This window comes from Flavobacterium sp. FlaQc-47, assembly GCF_044006475.1.
In the GTDB taxonomy this organism is placed as follows: Bacteria; Bacteroidota; Bacteroidia; order Flavobacteriales; family Flavobacteriaceae; genus Flavobacterium.
Map to the genome: position 1 here is coordinate 308,523 of NZ_JBIPCQ010000006.1, position 18,259 is coordinate 326,781.

An 18,259-nucleotide genomic window follows, 5' to 3' on the forward strand; every position below is an offset into this window, starting at 1 on the left:
TGGCTATTATTTTTAATTTTTAATTCAAAATTTTTAATTCAAACTCTAGTGCTTATAAAACTTCAAATCGATCAAATCATTCTGGATCGGTTTAGGATTCCAGTTTTCATGAATTGCCAATGCTGCGCCTAAAGCACTTGCTTGCGCCATCGACGCTGCATAAACTTCGATATCCGGAAAAGCTTCTGCCAGTAAATTCATGAAAATAGAATTTTTACTAAAACCACCATCGACAAAAATTTTCTTTACAGGACTATTATGAAGCACTAAATTAGTCGAAAAAAACTGTTGTTCTACGATATCGAGCATTAATTGATGATAGGCAATTTCGTAACTTTTAAAATTATTGAGATCTCTTTTTTGAAAGGGACATTCTTTTAAAATATCAAAATCATATTTCTTTGGATAAATAATCTGAAAATTTAAGGCTCTTAGATTTGACACTATCTTTTTGTCGAAATAAACTTCTTTATAGGTATCTACCGGAACTTTAAAATGTGCTGCTAATCTTTTGGTTTGTATTTCATGTTCGTTGCCTGAAAATAATCGGGCTGCTTTTACAGGCTTTTCTGTGTATTGCATGTAACACAAACAATCGTGTTGCAACTCGTCAAAAGTCAATTGTTTAGTATTGAACGGATTGAGCGAAATGCTCCATGTTCCTGTGGATAATAAAACAAAAGGTTCTGTAAAATTGATCGTGTACGGAATTATTGCCGATGAACTGTCGTGTAAACCCACGCCAATGGCTAATCCGTCTTGCTGCTTGATGATGTCTTTTCCGTAATGAAGCGGTGGAATTTTAGCCGAAATATTTTCGTTTTTGAGCCATTTATGATATTTCATCTTTTTGAAATTCCAAAGATTGGTATGGCATCCAATACTTGTAATATCCGAAAAAGCTTCATTTGTTAATAAAAAACTCAAATATTGCGGTAAATGCAAACAGTATTTTACCTGATTGAATAATTCCGGCTTTTCTTCTTTCAGTCTGTAAATTTGCATTCCTGAATTCAGACTTCCCAAAACGGGTGAAGCAGTTTTGACTGCAAAAGCTTCTTTCCCTTTGTATTTATTATAAAAGTCGTTTTTTAACTCCTCCGGATATTCTTTTAAATAATTGTATAGGGGAGTTAAAACTTTTCCTTTTTCATCAATGTAGACAAAACTGGCACCATAGGTACTAAAATTGATGGCTTTTAAAACGTAATCTGTCCCGTTTTTTATTTCTGATAATTGCTCGAAAATCCAGTTTTTAAGCACTTCTATATCTTCGCAGGGAAAACCATCTTCATCAACGGTTTCGTCAAGATTTACTGATTTCTCCCAAACAATTTTGTAATTTTCATCAAATAAAAATACTTTCTTGTTGGTTTTACCAATGTCAAAAATTGCAACTACATTCATTCCTTTAATTTTGAGTTTTGAGTTATGAGTTATAGGTTATGAGTTAAAGGATTTAGATTTTCGTGTTAATAGTTCAATGTTGTTAAGCAAAGTCTTTTAGTTGTTTATATTAAAACATATAAAGCACTATTTTATTAATCAACGCGTTGGGTATAACTAATAAAAGTTGAATTAAACACATAGAAACATAGATTTTAAACTTTAAAAAGATCTCAAAAAAGAAATATATTTCTTTCACAGAGCTAGCTTTGTGTATTATAAATAAGTGAAACGCCTTTTTTAAGCTAAAAAAATCTATGTTTCTATGTGTTAAAAAAATTACACCCAACAAGGCTAATTCATAATTCATAATTTACAATCCTGTTGCCAACGTTTTTAATCCTCTTTCGCCAATTAGATTTTTTCTGATGGAAAGACTGCGATACAATCCAACCGGATTTAATGCCGCGCCGGAACGCAAACGAGCTTCGGCAACTAAGGCACGAACATCTGTACGGAAAGCATCCTGCAAAATTTCCTGCGCTTTTACCACGTCATTTTCCTGTTGTGCAATTTCTAGTGATTTTCTGTCTACTAAAAGTGCCTGAGCATAGGCAATCATAATGGCTTCAACAGATTGTAATAAATCTTCTAAAGGATCTTTGATGTTGTGCGATGCATCGATCATCCAGCCTAAATCTTTGGCGTGATTCATTCCGCGAGCGTCCATTCCTTCTACTAATTCATTAAAAATCAAGAATAATTGATATGGTTTTAAAGCTCCGGCAGTTAAATCATCGTCTCCGTATTTTGAATCGTTAAAGTGAAATCCTCCTAATTTTTCTTCCATTAATAATAAGGAAACAATTTGCTCAATATTGGCATTTGGCAAATGATGTCCCAAATCAACCAATGTCTGCGCTTTGTCGCCTAACTTTTTAACATACGAATAAGATTGCCCCCAATCAGCTACAGTCGTTGAATAAAAGTTAGGCTCAGCACATTTGTATTCTAAAAATAATTTCCAGTTTGAAGGTAAAGCATCATAGATTTCTTCTAAACTTTCTAATGTATTCTGGTATGCTTTACGAAAATTCAATTGTCCCGGAAAAGAAGATCCGTCTGCTAACCAAACTGTTAATGATTCTGATCCTAATTCGATTCCGTGTTGAATTACTTCTATATTATGAGCAATTGCCTGTTTGCGAACTGCTTTGTTTACGTTTTGTAACGATCCGAATTTATACGAATTCTCCTGACCTGACTGATCCTGAAAGGTGTTTGAATTCATGGCATCAAATCTTAAATGGTGTTGTGCCGCAAGAGTTTTTATTGCTTTATAATCTTGCGGAATATCCCACGGAATATGCAATGAAATCGCTCCCGAAGCATTGTTTAAGGCATGAAGCAAACCTACATCTTCAATTTTTTCCTCTATTGAACGGGGTTCTCCACCTCCGGCAAAACGCCCGAATCTGGTTCCGCCTGTTCCTAAAGCCCACGATGGAATTGCGATTTGAAAATCGATTAACTTTTGAATAATCGATTCTGTATCACCAATTTCTGATACTGTAAAAGCAAATTTATTTTGATGTTTTTTTAATAAATCGTCGTTGTGAGATGCGATATTGTTTGATTCGATTAACATATTATTTTTATTTTAATAGAGATTACAATATATATAATTTACTGCTTTGGCTAATTATTTTTAACACATAGAAACATAGCTTTTTTTCTAAAAATAAGGCGTTTCACTTATTTAAATACACAAAGCTGGTATGTGAAAAGAAATGAGTTTCTTTTTGTATTCTTTTTACACATTTAAATCTATGTCCCGATAGCTATCGGGACTATGTGTTTAAATTGAATAAAACCAACAAGTTAAAATTATATAAACTGAACTCTGGTTTAACTTTACTATTTTATGCTATTATGCGCTTGTTATGCGATGTGGCATGTCTAAAAAAAATCTAACGTCCGAATGATATCGAACGCTAGACCACAAAAAACCACTTTTGCTTTAAACAAACTTAAAAACTTAACAATCTATCTGTAAAAGCCCATTGATACGCCGCCATCTACGTTTAAGGCGTTTCCTGTTGATTTACCCAGTAAACCACCAACAAAGGCAAAACAGGCGTTTGCAATATCATCCGGCAATATAATTTCATTCAATAACGTGCGTTTTGCATAATAAGCCGGCAACTCTTCCACCGTGATACCGTATGCTTTTGCGCGACCTTCTGCCCAGCCTCCGGACCAAATATTGGAGTCTGAGATTACTGCATCGGGATTTACTGTGTTTACACGAATTTTATCGGCACCTAATTCGGCAGCCATCAAACGTGTTAAATGTGCCTGAGCTGCTTTTGCTGAACCGTAACCGGGATTATTTGGCCCTGCAACAACTGCATTTTTAGAAACAATATTTACAATGTCTCCGCCAAATCCCTGTTTGCGCATTACTTCAATTCCTGCTTTAGAAACAATAAATTGTCCTTTTACCAGAATATCATATAATCTATCCCATTCGTCAAGTGTGTGTTCTGCAATAGATTTAGAAATACTAATTCCTGCATTATTCACTATAATATCTGCACCGCCAAAAGCAAGACAAGCTTCGTCTAATGCTTTTTCTGTACTTTTTTCATCCGTCACATTTAGCAATGTACTTGATACAGCATCTTTACCAAATAACTTAATAAACTCAGATGTAGCGGTTTCTAAACGTTCTTCGTTGATATCGTTGATAACAACACAAGCGCCTTCCTGAGCAAATTTCTTCGCAATTGCTTTACCAATTCCGCCCGCAGAACCTGTAATTACAGCTACTCTTCCTGACAATGCTTTTGGTTTAGGCATACGCTGCAGTTTTGCTTCTTCAAGCAACCAATATTCAATATCAAAAGCTTCCTGACGCGGTAACGAAGTATATTCTGAAACTGCTTCGGCACCTTTCATTACATTGACTGCATTGATATAATATTCTGATGCCAGTCGTGCCATTGTTTTATCTTTGGCAAACGTAAACATACCCACTCCCGGATATAAAATCACTACAGGATTTGGGTCACGCATTGCCGGCGAATTCGACTTTTTGCAAGTATTGTAATAGTCTTTATACATGGCGCGATATGCCTCAAAAGCGGGTGTTAATTTTGCTTTGATTGCCGCAACATCTGATAAATCTTCGTTGGGTTCTAAGGTTAAAACCAAAGGACTTATTTTGGTACGTAAAAAGTGATCCGGGCAAGAAGTTCCTAACGGCGCTAATTTTGACAAATCATTTGAATTTATGAATTCCAAAACTCTCGCATCATCTGTATAATGTCCAATCATTTGACGCTCTGATGAACAGAAACCTCTTAAAATTGGGGCTACTTTTGCTGCTTTTAATTTACGGTCTTCTACAGGAAGACTTTCTATTTTTTTACCTCCAAAAACAGGACGTTTTTTTCCGAAGTTATTCTCTAAATATTCTGCACATTTTTCGATTACTTCAAGCGTGTTGATATAACTTTCATAAGCAGTATCTCCCCAGGTAAATAATCCGTGGGAACCTAACATGATCCCGCGTAATTTTTTGCCTTTTTTTTCTGCTTCTTCCAGACAAGTTCTTAACTGAAGTCCTAAGTCAAAACCCGGACGCTGCCATCCTACCCATCCAATTTCGCCGTTGAATAATTCATCGGTAATTTTAGCTCCGTCTTTGGCCGCTGCAATTGCAATTGCTGCATCAGGATGTAAGTGATCGATATGTTTAAAGGGTAAAAAACCGTGTAAAGGCGTATCTATAGAAGGTGCTTTTGAAGCCAAATCAAAAATACAGTGATTGAATAATTCAACCATTTCATCTTCAAACTCAATTCCTCTGTACACATTTTCAAGATTGCGTAGTCGGTCCAGATAAAGTGCCGCACAACCTGATTTTGTCAGTGTACCAATGTCTCCACCAGAGCCTTTGATCCACATCACTTCAGAGCTTGCTCCGGTTAGCGGATCTTTATCAGTAATTTTTACCGATGTGTTTCCACCGCCATAGTTAGTCAATCGTAAATCAGCTCCTAATAAATTAGAACGATAAATGAAAAGCGCCACTTCATCTCCTGCCAATGCTGCTGCCTGAGCCTCATCCCAAAGATAGCTTACATGCTTAAAAGTCATATTATTTATATTTATATTCGACATTGTTGTTATGTTATATTTTGTTTATAATGAATTTCCAATTCCAACTAAAACAATTGACAGCATGATTAATGCAATTCCCCAGGCAAATGTTCTAAGGGTTCTTTTAGAAACTCCCGCCCATTCTTTCAAATAAAATCCCCAAAAATTGGCTGTCAGGATAATGGTCGCCATGTGTAAAATCCATGAACTTGCACCGTTTCCTAATTTGCTTTCGCCCATTCCGTAAAAGAAAAATTGTAAAAACCACATTGTTCCCGCAATTGCCGAAAAAAGGATGTTTTTTGAAATTGGTGTATTTTTATTCGTATAATCTGAGAAGGTTTTGTTTTTGAAATTCAGGTACATGCACCAGATAAAATTGGTGGTTAAACCTCCCCACATCAAAACGATATAAGTAACGTTATTTTGAAAAAGCGGATTACAACCGTAGCTTACAGCAGTTTCTGCCATTGGTTTTCCAGCTTCGATTCCGTAGTTAAAAAACGAACTTAAAATCCCTGAAATTACTGCGATTATCAGACCTTTTACTAAACTGAAATCCTTGTCTCTGTCTTCGTGTCCGGATGCAAAATCTCTTTCTTTCAAAATTCCTGCTTTTCCGGAAATTGCAATTCCTAAAAGGCAAACCGCAACTCCTGCTAAAACCAGTTGTCCTCCCGGATTTGAAAGCATATGACTGAATGAAATTTTACCTGCAGTAGGATATATATCGTAATAAATAGAAGGAACCAAGGCACCAAAAGCAGAACAAAATCCAAGAATGATAGAATTACCTAACGACATTCCTAAATAACGAACGCCTAAACCGTAAGTTAACCCTCCAATTCCCCAAATCAATCCCATTGAAAATGTAAATGCTTTTATTGATGGAGAAGCAGTTGCAATGATTTCAGCAAAATTTGGAATCGTTAAATAAGCTGCGATTGGCGGTACTATTAACCAGGAAAAAAATCCTCCAATGATCCAGTAGCTTTCCCAAGCCCAATCTTTTACTTTTTTAAAAGGCATATAAAAACTACCTGAAGAGAATCCTCCGATAGAATGAAAAATAATTCCTAATAATGATTCCATTAATAATTTATTTTGTGGTTATTGTGATAGTTAATTTAGTTTTGTAAAATAATAGAATGTAAAAAAGAAAACTGTCCTGTACTATCCTTTATAGTTTTGCTAAGTATGTTAAAACTGCTAATAATTACAAAGAAGAGCGCCGAAATAGTAGAAATATACATTTAAAATTTCTATTTTAGCAATCGATTTCGTAATTATTATATCCTCAATTTGCCAGAAATAAACAAATCAGCAAAAAATATAAAATAAGCCTTATTTAATTTTAAAACTTTTGTGAGAAAAGTACCGGACAGGTTTATTCTATAATTTTAAGCTCAAATTTTATACAAATTATGATGTAAGATTATGTTGTAACCAGCTGTCTCCTAATTTACAAGCCACAAAAAAATGATTAAACTTATTAAAATAGATGAAGATTCAAGGGTTCCTAAATACAAACAAATTGTAGACTCGATCCTGCAGAATATTGCGAACGGAAATTTAAAAATAAATCAAAAAATACCCTCCATAAATAGCTTTAGTGAAGAATTTTATATGTCACGAGATACGGTAGAAAAGGCATACAACATTCTAAAAGAGCGAAAAATAATATCATCTATTCGGGGAAAAGGCTATTATATTACCCGAACCAAACTTGAATCTAAAGTTAATATTTTGTTTGTGCTTAATAAACTGAGTGCTTATAAAATGAAAACGTACAACTCGTTTATCAATACCGTTGGCGCAAATGCGCATGTTGACCTGCATATTTACCATTGTGATGAAACCTTGTTTCTCAACTTATTAGACAAGTTTGAAGGCGCTTATGATTATTATGTGATTACAACGCATTTTAAAACAGATGAATTAAAACACTTGAGTTTTACGGATGAAGTGGCAAAGGCAATCCAGAGAATTCCGGATGATAAACTGGTTTTAATGGACAATATAAAACTGGGAATGGACGGTGAAATTATCAAAATTTATCAGGATTTTGAAAATGATATTTATAATGCGTTAAAGGAAGGACTTTCGAAAATAACCAAATACAAGAGGTTAATTTTAGTGTATCCGGACAAGGCTGTTTATCCTTATCCGCGAAGAATTTTACACGGATTTAAAAAGTTTTGTGTCGAGCACGAAATCAATTTTGAGATTCTGAGCGAAGTTTATGACGATATGATTCTAAAAAAAGGTGATTTATTTATTACCATAGAAGAATCTGATTTGGTGAATTTAATGAAACAAATTCGCGATGAAGAATATGTTCTAGGTAAAGATATTGGCATAATCTCTTATAATGATACTCCTTTAAAAGAACTTTTGGGAATCACAGTAATGTCTACTGATTTTAATGTGATGGGCGAAATCGCTGCCCGAATGATTTTGAATAAAGAAAAAGGACAGGTAAAAGTGCCTTTTAATTTTATCGATCGAAATTCGATTTAGATTTTTAATTTATCTTTGAAACTCAGAATTTATAATCGAAATGGCTTTATCTTTGAGCCTTCAGAAAAAATTGATATTCATTATGGAACAGAAAATACATCAGGGAAGAAACGTAAAACGCTTTAGAGAAATGCTTGGTATCAAACAAGAAGCATTGGCTTTTGATCTGGGAAATGAATGGAATCAAAAGAAAATTTCTATGCTGGAACAAAAAGATGTAATTGAAGATAAATTACTGAAACAAATCTCAACCTCATTGAAAATTCCTGTTGAAGCTTTTCAGAATTTTGATGAGGAACAAGTGGTGAATGTTATTGCAAATACTTTTGGTAATAATGGTATTGGATATCAGAGAAATGATAATCCTACTTTTAATCCCATAGAACAAGTACTAAAGATGCATGAGGAAAAGATTGCATTATACGAGCGTATGCTGAAAGAAAAAGATGAGATGATGGTAAGGCTTGAAAAATTAATCAATAAATAATTTTACAGTATATATTATAATTCAAAGAGACTTTCGAGTCTCTTTTTTAGTTTTATTTAAACTGGTATGGAAAGAATTAACGCGATATTGTTGAGCACATCCGAGGCATCGGGATTTAAAATAAGAAGATTCTTTACTTTTTATTTAATTTTTTACGGAATTTCATAAACTTTTAAAAAATAGATTATTGACTGCAAAAAAATAAGTTTTGGGTACGTATTGCGGATAATTAAATAGATTGATATCTATAATTTTGCCGGAAATCCAGAACAAAGGATTTGCAAAACCCTAAAATACCATAAAAACTTATGTCTGATTTTTTAAAACAGTTTGGAGAAGATCTAAAAAAGAATGTACCTGGTTTTATTGCAGTTTCTGTAGCTGAAATCAAAAGCGGAATGTCCTATTATTCAGAATCTGTGTTGAGCGATTTCGATCCTGAATTAGCTTCTGCATTTAATCTTGAAGTAGTGAAAGCAAAAATGAACGCGATCAAAGCATTAAATTTACAAGGGCAAGCTGTTGACAATGTAATGATTACACTTACATCTCAGATTCATATTATTGACGTATCTGACAATGGAGAATACTTTATTTATTTAGCAGTAGATTCTACTAAAGCTAATTTAGGAATGACAAAATCTATCCTTAATAAATACAAAAAAGAAATAGCAGAAAAATTGTAATTGCATTTTTTATAATTGTAAAAAAGAGAATATTCAAATCGAATATTCTCTTTTTTTATGCCTTTTTTTTGGATGAAGGATTCGTTTATCTATATTTAACCCAGAAAATAGTTAAATGGAATTACGGGAATATTTCGAAAAATATCCGAATGAAGAAATCTGCATTGAAGAATTTAAAAAAATGCGTCTGCAAAATGGTTTGATCTGCAAAAAATGCTCGCATAATGCGCATTCTTTTCGGAAATCTGATTTGAAATTTCAGTGCAAAAATTGTAAAAACAGAATTGGTCTTCGATCCGGTACCGTTATGGAAAACTCAAATTTACCCATAAAATACTGGATGATTTGTATCGAATTAATGACACTCTCAAAAAGAAGGTTTTCTATACTGCAAATTCAATACTTATTAGGACACAAACGATACGAACCGATCTGGTTAATGGTTCAGAAAATTCGTTTTGTCATGTACAAAAGAGATCAAAAATATACTTTACGCGCTTATACTGAATTTGATTCTGAATTTTTGAACGAAATAGGAAAACTCACTTTTACTAAAAATAAGGAATTGGATAGTATTGAAATTTAAATTATTTCCTTTTCAAAATCTTTAATTACTTTTTTACTTCAACCAGAACAATATTAGGTTTAGGAGCCAATTTCATGCCTGTTCCCATATAAAAACTGGTATGTGGAGGCTGGTTATAACCTACATTTTGCCAAACGATACTTAACCTGTATTGCGGATCGTGCATTAAAGTATATTGCCTGATTTCGGTAGGAATTGTGGTAGAATAAATTCGTAATTCAGTATTATCCTCAGATCTTAAAATTAATTCCTCTCGCCAATCTCCTAAAATATCGGCAGAAAGTGCCGGCGTGGATTTTGTTCCATTATTAGATACTGCTCCTGTTGCCGTAAATAATCTGCCTGCATTGTATTTATCGATATAATTAGAGTTCAGCAATTCTCTGGAAGAATCTCCATCCCAATAAATCAAAAAATTAGTCGACGTGGGTGCTTTCCCAATTTCATTTCCCTTCATATCATGCAAATACGGCGATCCTGACCACCAGCATTGTGCGCCCTTTCGGGTTGGATCGATATTATCTGCAACGCCACGACCCACATCTTCGTTAAGAGAACCGGTAAATAAAACTTTTCCATCAGCAGCAGAAAATAAAGTAACTCCCGGACCCGTTGTTCCGTTTTCTATTTCATGAATTCCAAAAACTTCCAAGCCCGGAATATCAGGATCAAGATCAGAAACATGCAAAGCGTCGCCATGCCTGAAACCAGTTGTATACAATCCGTTTCCGTCATCGTCGACACACATGGCGCCGTAAATGATTTCGTCTTTTCCGTCGTTATCTACATCTGCAACCGTAAGTCCGTGATTTCCCATTCCGGAATACGGATTCTCAGCATCTTTACTGTCAAAAACCCATCTCGAAATTAATTGATCATTTTTGAAATCCCAAGCCGCCAAAACGGTTCTTCCGTAATATCCACGGCACATTACAACGCTGGGATGAATTCCGTCTAAATACGCAACACAAGCCGTAAAACGATCTACTCGGTTTCCTTTTGTGTCATTTCCTCCGCTTCCTCCTCTTCCGCCCCAGCCTGCAAGATCGCCTCGTTCCGGAATATATTCAGTGGTCGTAATCAGCTTTCCTGTTCTTCCGTTAAAAACAGAAAGATATTCAGGACCTTTTAAAATTTTACCATAAGTAGGAGAATCAGGATCGACGTCGCGCCAGTCTTTTGTAGCATCGCCAACAACATTGTTCTGACTGTCTGTTGTACCATCGGCAGTTTTACACACCAATTCCGAAATGCCGTTGCCATCTAAATCGTACACCATAAATTGGGTATAATGTGCGCCTTCGCGGATGTTTTTTCCTAAATTAATTTGCCATAAAAAAGTACCGTCTAATGTATACGCCTGAAATATAGGCGGATCTGTAATTCCTTTAAAAGAATTATCAAGACTTTTTCCTGTCATATGAACAATCAGGTCATATCGCCCGTCACCGTCTAAATCGCCAACCGAAAGATCATTCGGGATATATCCTGCAACTGGTTTTAGTTTTATAGACAAATAATCTTTATCCGGACTTTGTGCAGGAATCGTAAAACTTCCTCTTGCATCGGTTTCTTTTCCTTTTAAAACTGTTTTTACAAACCAAGTATTTTCTTCCTGAGTACTGGCCTTTGTATCAATAAACTTTGTTGCGCCAAAAATGGGTTTATCATTTAGTTTAACTGCTTTTTTAGTACCGCTTTTTCGATATAAATTAAAAGCCAAATCATCAGAATCTGTTCCTAAAACACGCCAACCTACAAAAAACTGATTGTTGTTTTTTACTGCAATAACGCCTCGGTCAAGATTTTCCATTTGTCTTTGTGGGAATGAAAATAAACTGGATAAAAGAAATAATAGTAACATTTTATTTTTCATAATTGTTGTTTTTAGGGATTGTCATGGCACACGGATTATACGGGTTTTGGACGGTTTCTCGCTGGTTTTATTTTATGTCGGCAAAGTCGCAGAGGCGCAAAGTTTTTAGGTTGGTTTGGTTTTGATTTGATTTGTTTTAGGACAAGTTTGTCATTTCGACCGAAGGGAGAAATCACACTCGCAACTCTACTAAGATTGGCGAAATTCTATACGGAATTTCTTGTGCGATTTCTCCCTTCGATCGAAATGACAAAAAAAAGAATCCTGTGTTAACCCGTCAAAACCCGTATCATCCGTGGGCAATCTTTTCTTGTGTAATTTCTCCTTTCGCTCGAAATGACAAAAAAAAGAATCCTGTGTTAACCCGTCAAAACCCGCATCATCCGTGGGCAATCTTTTCTTGTGTGATTTCTCCCTTGATCGATGACAAAAAAACAAACCTGTGTATACCCGTCAAAACCCGTATCATCCGTGGGCAATATCGCATCAAAACATCTTCGCAAATCCCTCACTTTTCACTTTCCAAGTCCCATCTTTTGGAAAACCCGGATTTTGTTCTGTGGTTCCGTCCCAACCTGCGCACATCATGGCAACGGCGGTTAATAATCCTCCGTTTCCGGGAAGGTAAAGCGTTAATCTGTCTGACTGATAATTGTGTCCGTTTTTTAAATAGGTATTTGTCGTTACATTCATAAATAACGCATCAACGGCTTTTTCGGGCATATTTAAACGTGCTGCAGACATTGCGGTCATCGGGAAATCCCATCCCCAGGTTTTATCCCACGACCACGTTTTCCAAACCAGATCAAACGTATTTTTCATGATTTTTTTATCTAAAAGAGACGTTTCCGGAAGCATCCCAAATGTTCCCAGAACCGACGGATGATCTGTTTTGAATTCAGGATTTGTGTATGAATCCTTTGCGCTTTCTGTAGCCAGATAAACCTGATCTGCAATTGGTAACGGAGATAATTTAGCCAAAACGGTTTCCCATTTTTCAGGTACTTTCTGGTTTAATTTTTTCTTCCATGCAATCGCGGTTTTCAAAGCCCAGTTCCAATACGCCAATTCGTACGTGGGGTTAAAAGTTTCCATCGCTTTAAAGCGTTCCTGCGCCGGAATCACGCCCGGTCCTAAAACATAACGATCATTTTTAGCGTCGTAATTCGCAAACGAAGCCATGAAATTAGCGGTTTCAAAAACACGTTCGCTGTATAAATTTAAAGTTGCTGTTGTTGGTTTGGCACGGTAAATTAATTCGGCATAGGTAATAAAATGGGGCTGTTGCCAAAGCAAAAATGATCCTACAGATGACGGACTTTCATTACCATCCGGATCTGTCATTTTTTGCCATCTTGCACCTTCAAAACCTTGTCTTTTGGCAATATTTTTGGCTTTATCAAAAACCTTTTGATACCACGGAAGACTTTTCTCTAACAATTCAGGTCGGTTCCAGAGTGCAAAATGAACGCCGTGCCACCAATGCATTTCCAGATGCGGTTTTCCGTACCAGCTATTATAGGTCAAACCTGTTTCCTGAGGCGGAACTTTTCCTGTACATTGCACTTTGGTCAAATATTGCGACAAAATTACTCTTCGCTCTAATTCTTTGGCGCGAGAATCTGTACTTCCTGAAAAATCTACTGCTGCCCCACTTTTCCAGAATTGTTCCCAGCCTTTTATACTGCTGTTTTCAATATCTGCAAATGATGAATTCGGTATTTTTTTATCTGCTAAAGCAAAAAGACAACTTAATTCTAAAGTGTTGGTATTGGATGCTTCTACCACAAAATAATGATCTGAAACTTTTTTAATCTGCGCATTTCCTTTCCAATTCAAATTGACATTATATGAAATACTATCCATTACATGCATTACAACCGCTTCTGTTTTTGACTTTTCAATCAATGTGCTTTTATAATCTTGTTTTCCTTCCCACTTTGTTCCCATATCTGCCCAATCGCCGGTTGGAAACGGAATTCTTAAACTGATTTTTAAGCGTTTTTGCTGCAGTAAATCCGACTTTACTTTTACGCCAATCGCGTCTTTTTCCTGATGTGAAACGGTCAAAACTGTAACCGGAATTCCTTCTACTTCAAAATAACTTTCAATTTCTCCTGTCCAAAGATTCAATTTTTGAGCAATCGATTTTATGTCTTCCGGTTTTGCGATGCTTCCGTCTTTCTTGGTAATCTCAAAACCCAAATTTCCCAATTGCAATAAATGCGGATTTTGTCGAAACCAGTTTACAGCCTCGACTTTTCTCGCTGGTTCTTTGATCTGAACCGTGTACGAAATATCCCTGCCGTATTGCTTATAATCTCTCAGGGTTTCAGAGAATTTATAATTATTGGTGTTTTTATAACTGTCCCAACCCCACTCTGACTGCGTTCCCAACGGAATTCCGTTTTCGTATTTTTTAGGAAATGTCTGCAATCCCGTCGCATCAACCGTAAAAGCAAATGCACCATTACCAACAGTTAAAGAAGCCAAAGTATCTATAGCCGTAATTTGGACATTATGTCTGGTTACTAATGCTTTTCGATCAATTTTCTGTTGAGCAAAAATGGATATGGTAAACAGAAATCCAGTAATTAATTGATATTTTTTCATTTGGTTAAATTTAGTTTCAGGTTGAGATAAAAATTTAACCGCAAAGTGCGCAAGGTTTTCTTATCTAATTATATATAAATCATTAAGTTCGCAAAGCTTTATCAATACAAAGCTTTGCGAACTTTGTTTTGTCATACAACACGCAAGAATAAAAAACTTTGTGTGCTTTGCGGTAAAATTTTAATCGGTTTCATGTTTTTATTTAATAGGTTATCTAATTTTCTTATTGCCCGATTTATATGCCGTCCCCACAGGACTCTGAAATGTGGGAATTGATTTTTTTTTACTACCAATATTTAGCTCCTAACGGAGCATCTTACCTTTTTTCCTATTCTCTTTGCTCTCTAATCTTGCTTCTTTAATCTTGCTTCTTTTATTATATTCTCTTGCTTCTATTCTCTTTGCTCTATAATCTTGCTTCTATTATCTTGCTTCTTTATTATATTCTCTTTATTCTATTCTCTTTATTATATTCTCTTTATTCTTGCTTCTTGCTTCTAAAATCATCTCACCAAAGTCAAACTCATCAACCCAATCACAACATCATTAGCAATAGTTTTAAGCGTCAGGCTTTTTAGCGTTTTATTATTATTCAAGGTCAAATCTAAAATCGTTCCTGCGCCGCCATCAATTCCATAACTCGTGAATCCTTTTATGGTTTTAAAATCCTTAAAATCTCTTGAAATTTCTCCTGTTTTAAAATAGACTCTTGGCGGTTTTGGCGCGTTGGTTGTAAAAGCAAGACCGTCAATAAAATAATCCTGTTCGATTGGCCACCAGTTTTCCGGATTTTTCAAAGGCAGAATATCCGATGATCCATCAGTGTAATTTACCATTATTTCTCCGTTTGTGATTCGGCTTTGCATTGGGTTTGTGGTTCCTGCGAGCATAAAATAAGCGTGCGAAGCTTTTCCGTTTAACGGAATAGTAATACTTTCCGGAAAATTATCCCACATTGATGTAAAAATAATATTCTTTTGATTTACCTCTGAAGGTGTTTGAAACGGGATTCCGTTTGGCGTTATAATTTGCCCGTTTGATTTTGCTTTTTCGCGTAAGCCAGAATCATCAATTTTTACCGAAATAACAGGATAACACCAATTACCGATTCCTTGTTTCGGAAGTTGCAATGTCACCGTTTGCGGTCTTGGTGAAAGATATTCATAATTGAAAATATCTGTTACTTTTGAATTAAAAAATGACGAAAGCGGAATTGGTTCTGCACGAGCAGATTTATCCAGCGGAATATCCCAATTTGTAACACTTGCATTTGATTCAATTTCAGATTTTACATTAATGTGAATGGGCTGCCACCAGGATAATTCGCCTTGTTTTAATTCGATAAAAAAGAGTTTATTTCCTGCCGAATTCACTTTTGCCCTGAGTGAATTATCCGTTTTTGAAATTTCACTTAAAATCAATTGCGGATCATAAACCGAAATTATTTTGGCTTTAAGAGTTTTCAAATCCAAAATTTCATTTGATGTATAATTTTCTTTTGATTCCATTTTTTCAACAGCATTTCCCTTCCATTTAATTGAAATATCATAACTGGAATTGTATGGAACTTCGATACTTATTTTGGGTTTTCCAATGTTTTCGGGAACAATTTTCCAGGAAACCGATTTTCCGTTTACAGTAACATTTTCTATAGTTTCAAAGGAAGAATTCAGAACTAATTTCAAGTTCATTTTAGCCGAAAACTGATTTTTGATCACATATTTTTCTTCTTTATTTTCTCTTTTAAAATCAATTGAAATATCGGGAATTTCTAAAGAAGCCTGATTCCATTTTTCAGGAAAACCGGGTTTAATGGTTAAAACTTCTGCCAAAGCATCGGGCTGAATCCCAAAAAGTCCTTCGACTAAAGTTCGGGAAGCCATACCAATTGGATCAGCGAAATCACGATACAATTCGCCACGCATGGCATCCTGATACAAAAGCTGCTCAAAACCTCCCGGCGAAGCGCCCAAATACATACTTTCGACCAAGGCACTTTCCCACATTTTAAACGCGTTTTCAGATTGTCCGCCTTGCCAAAAAGCTAATGAAGTATGCAATTGCTCGGCTAAAGCTACATTATTTGTCGACCACGTATAAGGCTGCCAGTTTGTGGTACTAATTACGTAAAGGTCTTTTTTGTCCAGTCCTTCGGCTGAAATTGGGATATGCGGAATCTGATTATTCACGTAATCCAGCATTTGATAACTCTCAAAAGGATTTGATAATTCAGAATCTATCGTGTGATAAATACTCCATATTCCGGGTGTATCGTGTAATAATCTGTTTCCTAAAGCATCTTTATATTCCGCAAAAATTCCTTTATTGGCGACCCAAAGTTGGTTATTTGTGGCTTTCAGGATTTTATCTGCTTCTTTTGCAAACGGGTTTTGGTCTTCATTAATTTTCTTTGCAATCTCTGCCACCGTTTTATTCGCATAATAATTATAAGCTGATGAATGTATGACTCCTCCACCACTATATTGCAAAGCATCGCTCGCCCATATTGACGCATAAGCATCGTACAATCCATCATTGTCAGGATCAAAATTTCTTTTTTCCCATTTTAAATGTCGCTGGATTGTGGGCCACATTTCTTTGATAAAAGTTGTATCGCCGGTCCATTTAAAATGTCGTAACATTTGATCAATAAAAACCAAATTCATGTCATAATGATGTGCGACAGTATTTTTGTTTGGACTTCGGCTAATGTAACCGCTGCTGAACATTGAGGTTCCAATTTCTTCTTTTTGTCGGGCTAAATTTCGTTCTTCATCCAATACAACAGGACCCGTTTCAGGACTTGTAACCTGAGAGTTGCTATAACTCGTAAAATGAGTTTTAGCACGATCATGCCAGCCTAAAGGATCAGCGGTATAAGCACCACGCCAGGCATTTAGATACATTCTCCAGGCAATTGCCCCGTGTAGATAAGCAGGACTTTCCCAAATTCCATCGGCTGCGATTGAAAGTGCAGCAGCTAAAGTATTGATGTACGGATCAGGAGTTGAAACTTTAACGCGCTGCGCTAAAAGTGTTGTTTCCTGAACTGATTTTTCATAAAGTTGTGCGATATTTTTTTGGTTGTAACTGGCTTTGGAATCTTCAGGAAGGAACAGCCAATAAGAGGCTTTTTCTGTAATTGATTTTATTTTTCCTGTAATTAAAGGCAGTGATTCGGGATTTGAATTAAAAAGTTCCAATGGTTTGTTTTGCTTCTTTGCATTGGCTAAATGAGGAACTGATTCGGGGAAAAATCCGCTAATATTTTTATTATTTCCTGTTTTTTGTTTGTTGCTTTCTGAACCGTATTCTAATACAAATGATTCCTTTTTTATCGTGTATTTATTATTGGTACAATATTCCGGCTGCAAATAAAAAACCGATTCAGGATCTGCGCCAATGTCTCCGTCGCGACTGAACTTTTTTCCGGTTGCTCCGCCAAAAACCCAAATTAAATCAGTAGTTTTTGAGATATTTTTTCCGTACACTTTTACAATAAAACCTTCACTTTCTTTTAAAGCTACAACATCAACAAACAACTTTCCGTTTCCTAATATTGGATCTTCAATTGTGTACTGCATTGTTCCTAAAACATATCTCGTATCAATTTTGCTGGTTTCGGTAATCCATTTGCTTTCTTTTTCGTTTACTAAACCTAACTTAAAATTCCCTCCCATTCCGGGCATATACATTGCAAATTCAGGCAAATCGCCAGTTTCAACCCTAAATCCTGTATTAGAACCATATAAGGCTCTGTTGAATTTTCGGGTACCGTTTTTCAAAACAAAACTATTTCCTTCGGGCACATAATGTATTTTACGGATGGCCTTATTTTCCTGTCCAAATGTTGCCATTGAACAAATTAAAAATATGCCAATGAGAATTTGAATAGTTTGTTTTTTAATTTTCATATTAATGTAAAAATGAATTATTCT

The 18,259-nt window shown here is 35.5% G+C and carries 10 protein-coding genes and 1 pseudogene; 4 read left to right on the plus strand and 7 right to left on the minus strand.

The window, feature by feature from the left end; all coding sequences use genetic code 11:
• Positions 1–45: 45 nt before the first annotated feature.
• From ACHRVX_RS19505 to rhaT, 4 genes are all read right to left on the minus strand, one after another.
• Positions 46–1,407: an FGGY-family carbohydrate kinase gene (locus ACHRVX_RS19505; RefSeq protein WP_395335282.1), complete on the minus strand. Its 1,362-nt coding sequence runs from the start codon at positions 1,405–1,407 to the stop codon at positions 46–48.
• Between the two features lie 352 nt (positions 1,408–1,759).
• Positions 1,760–3,034 (minus strand): TIM barrel protein, encoded by a 1,275-nt coding sequence (locus ACHRVX_RS19510; protein ID WP_395335284.1) that lies wholly within the window; start codon positions 3,032–3,034, stop codon positions 1,760–1,762.
• A gap of 398 nt (positions 3,035–3,432) precedes the next feature.
• Entirely contained in the window at positions 3,433–5,574 is a 2,142-nt protein-coding gene (locus ACHRVX_RS19515; protein ID WP_395335286.1) for a bifunctional aldolase/short-chain dehydrogenase, read from the minus strand.
• A 21-nt stretch (positions 5,575–5,595) separates the two neighbouring features.
• A complete protein-coding gene (gene rhaT, locus ACHRVX_RS19520; RefSeq protein ID WP_395335288.1) occupies positions 5,596–6,645 on the minus strand; it encodes an L-rhamnose/proton symporter RhaT in 1,050 nt (349 codons plus the stop codon).
• 387 nt (positions 6,646–7,032) lie between these two features.
• On the opposite strand from rhaT, the gene ACHRVX_RS19525 reads away from it, so the two are divergent.
• The 4 genes and pseudogenes from ACHRVX_RS19525 to ACHRVX_RS19540 form a co-directional block, all read left to right on the plus strand.
• Entirely contained in the window at positions 7,033–8,073 is a 1,041-nt protein-coding gene (locus ACHRVX_RS19525; RefSeq protein ID WP_395335290.1) for a GntR family transcriptional regulator, read from the plus strand.
• An 82-nt stretch (positions 8,074–8,155) separates the two neighbouring features.
• Positions 8,156–8,560, plus strand: a complete 405-nt coding sequence (locus ACHRVX_RS19530; protein ID WP_395335292.1) for a helix-turn-helix domain-containing protein — start codon at positions 8,156–8,158, stop codon at positions 8,558–8,560.
• Between the two features lie 308 nt (positions 8,561–8,868).
• Positions 8,869–9,246 (plus strand): hypothetical protein, encoded by a 378-nt coding sequence (locus ACHRVX_RS19535; protein WP_395335294.1) that lies wholly within the window; start codon positions 8,869–8,871, stop codon positions 9,244–9,246.
• A gap of 115 nt (positions 9,247–9,361) precedes the next feature.
• Positions 9,362–9,811, plus strand: a pseudogene (locus ACHRVX_RS19540) (transposase); the annotation flags it as partial.
• A gap of 46 nt (positions 9,812–9,857) precedes the next feature.
• On the opposite strand, the gene ACHRVX_RS19545 reads toward ACHRVX_RS19540, so the two are convergent.
• From ACHRVX_RS19545 to ACHRVX_RS19555, 3 genes are all read right to left on the minus strand, one after another.
• Positions 9,858–11,708, minus strand: coding sequence for a rhamnogalacturonan lyase (locus tag ACHRVX_RS19545; RefSeq protein ID WP_395335295.1), 1,851 nt, complete (start codon positions 11,706–11,708; stop codon positions 9,858–9,860).
• Between the two features lie 486 nt (positions 11,709–12,194).
• Entirely contained in the window at positions 12,195–14,321 is a 2,127-nt protein-coding gene (locus ACHRVX_RS19550; RefSeq protein ID WP_395335298.1) for a hypothetical protein, read from the minus strand.
• A 503-nt stretch (positions 14,322–14,824) separates the two neighbouring features.
• Positions 14,825–18,178 carry a DUF4450 domain-containing protein gene (locus ACHRVX_RS19555; RefSeq protein WP_395335300.1) on the minus strand — a complete coding sequence of 1,118 codons (3,354 nt, stop codon included), beginning with the start codon at positions 18,176–18,178 and terminating at the stop codon, positions 14,825–14,827.
• Between the last annotated feature and the right edge of the window lie 81 nt (positions 18,179–18,259).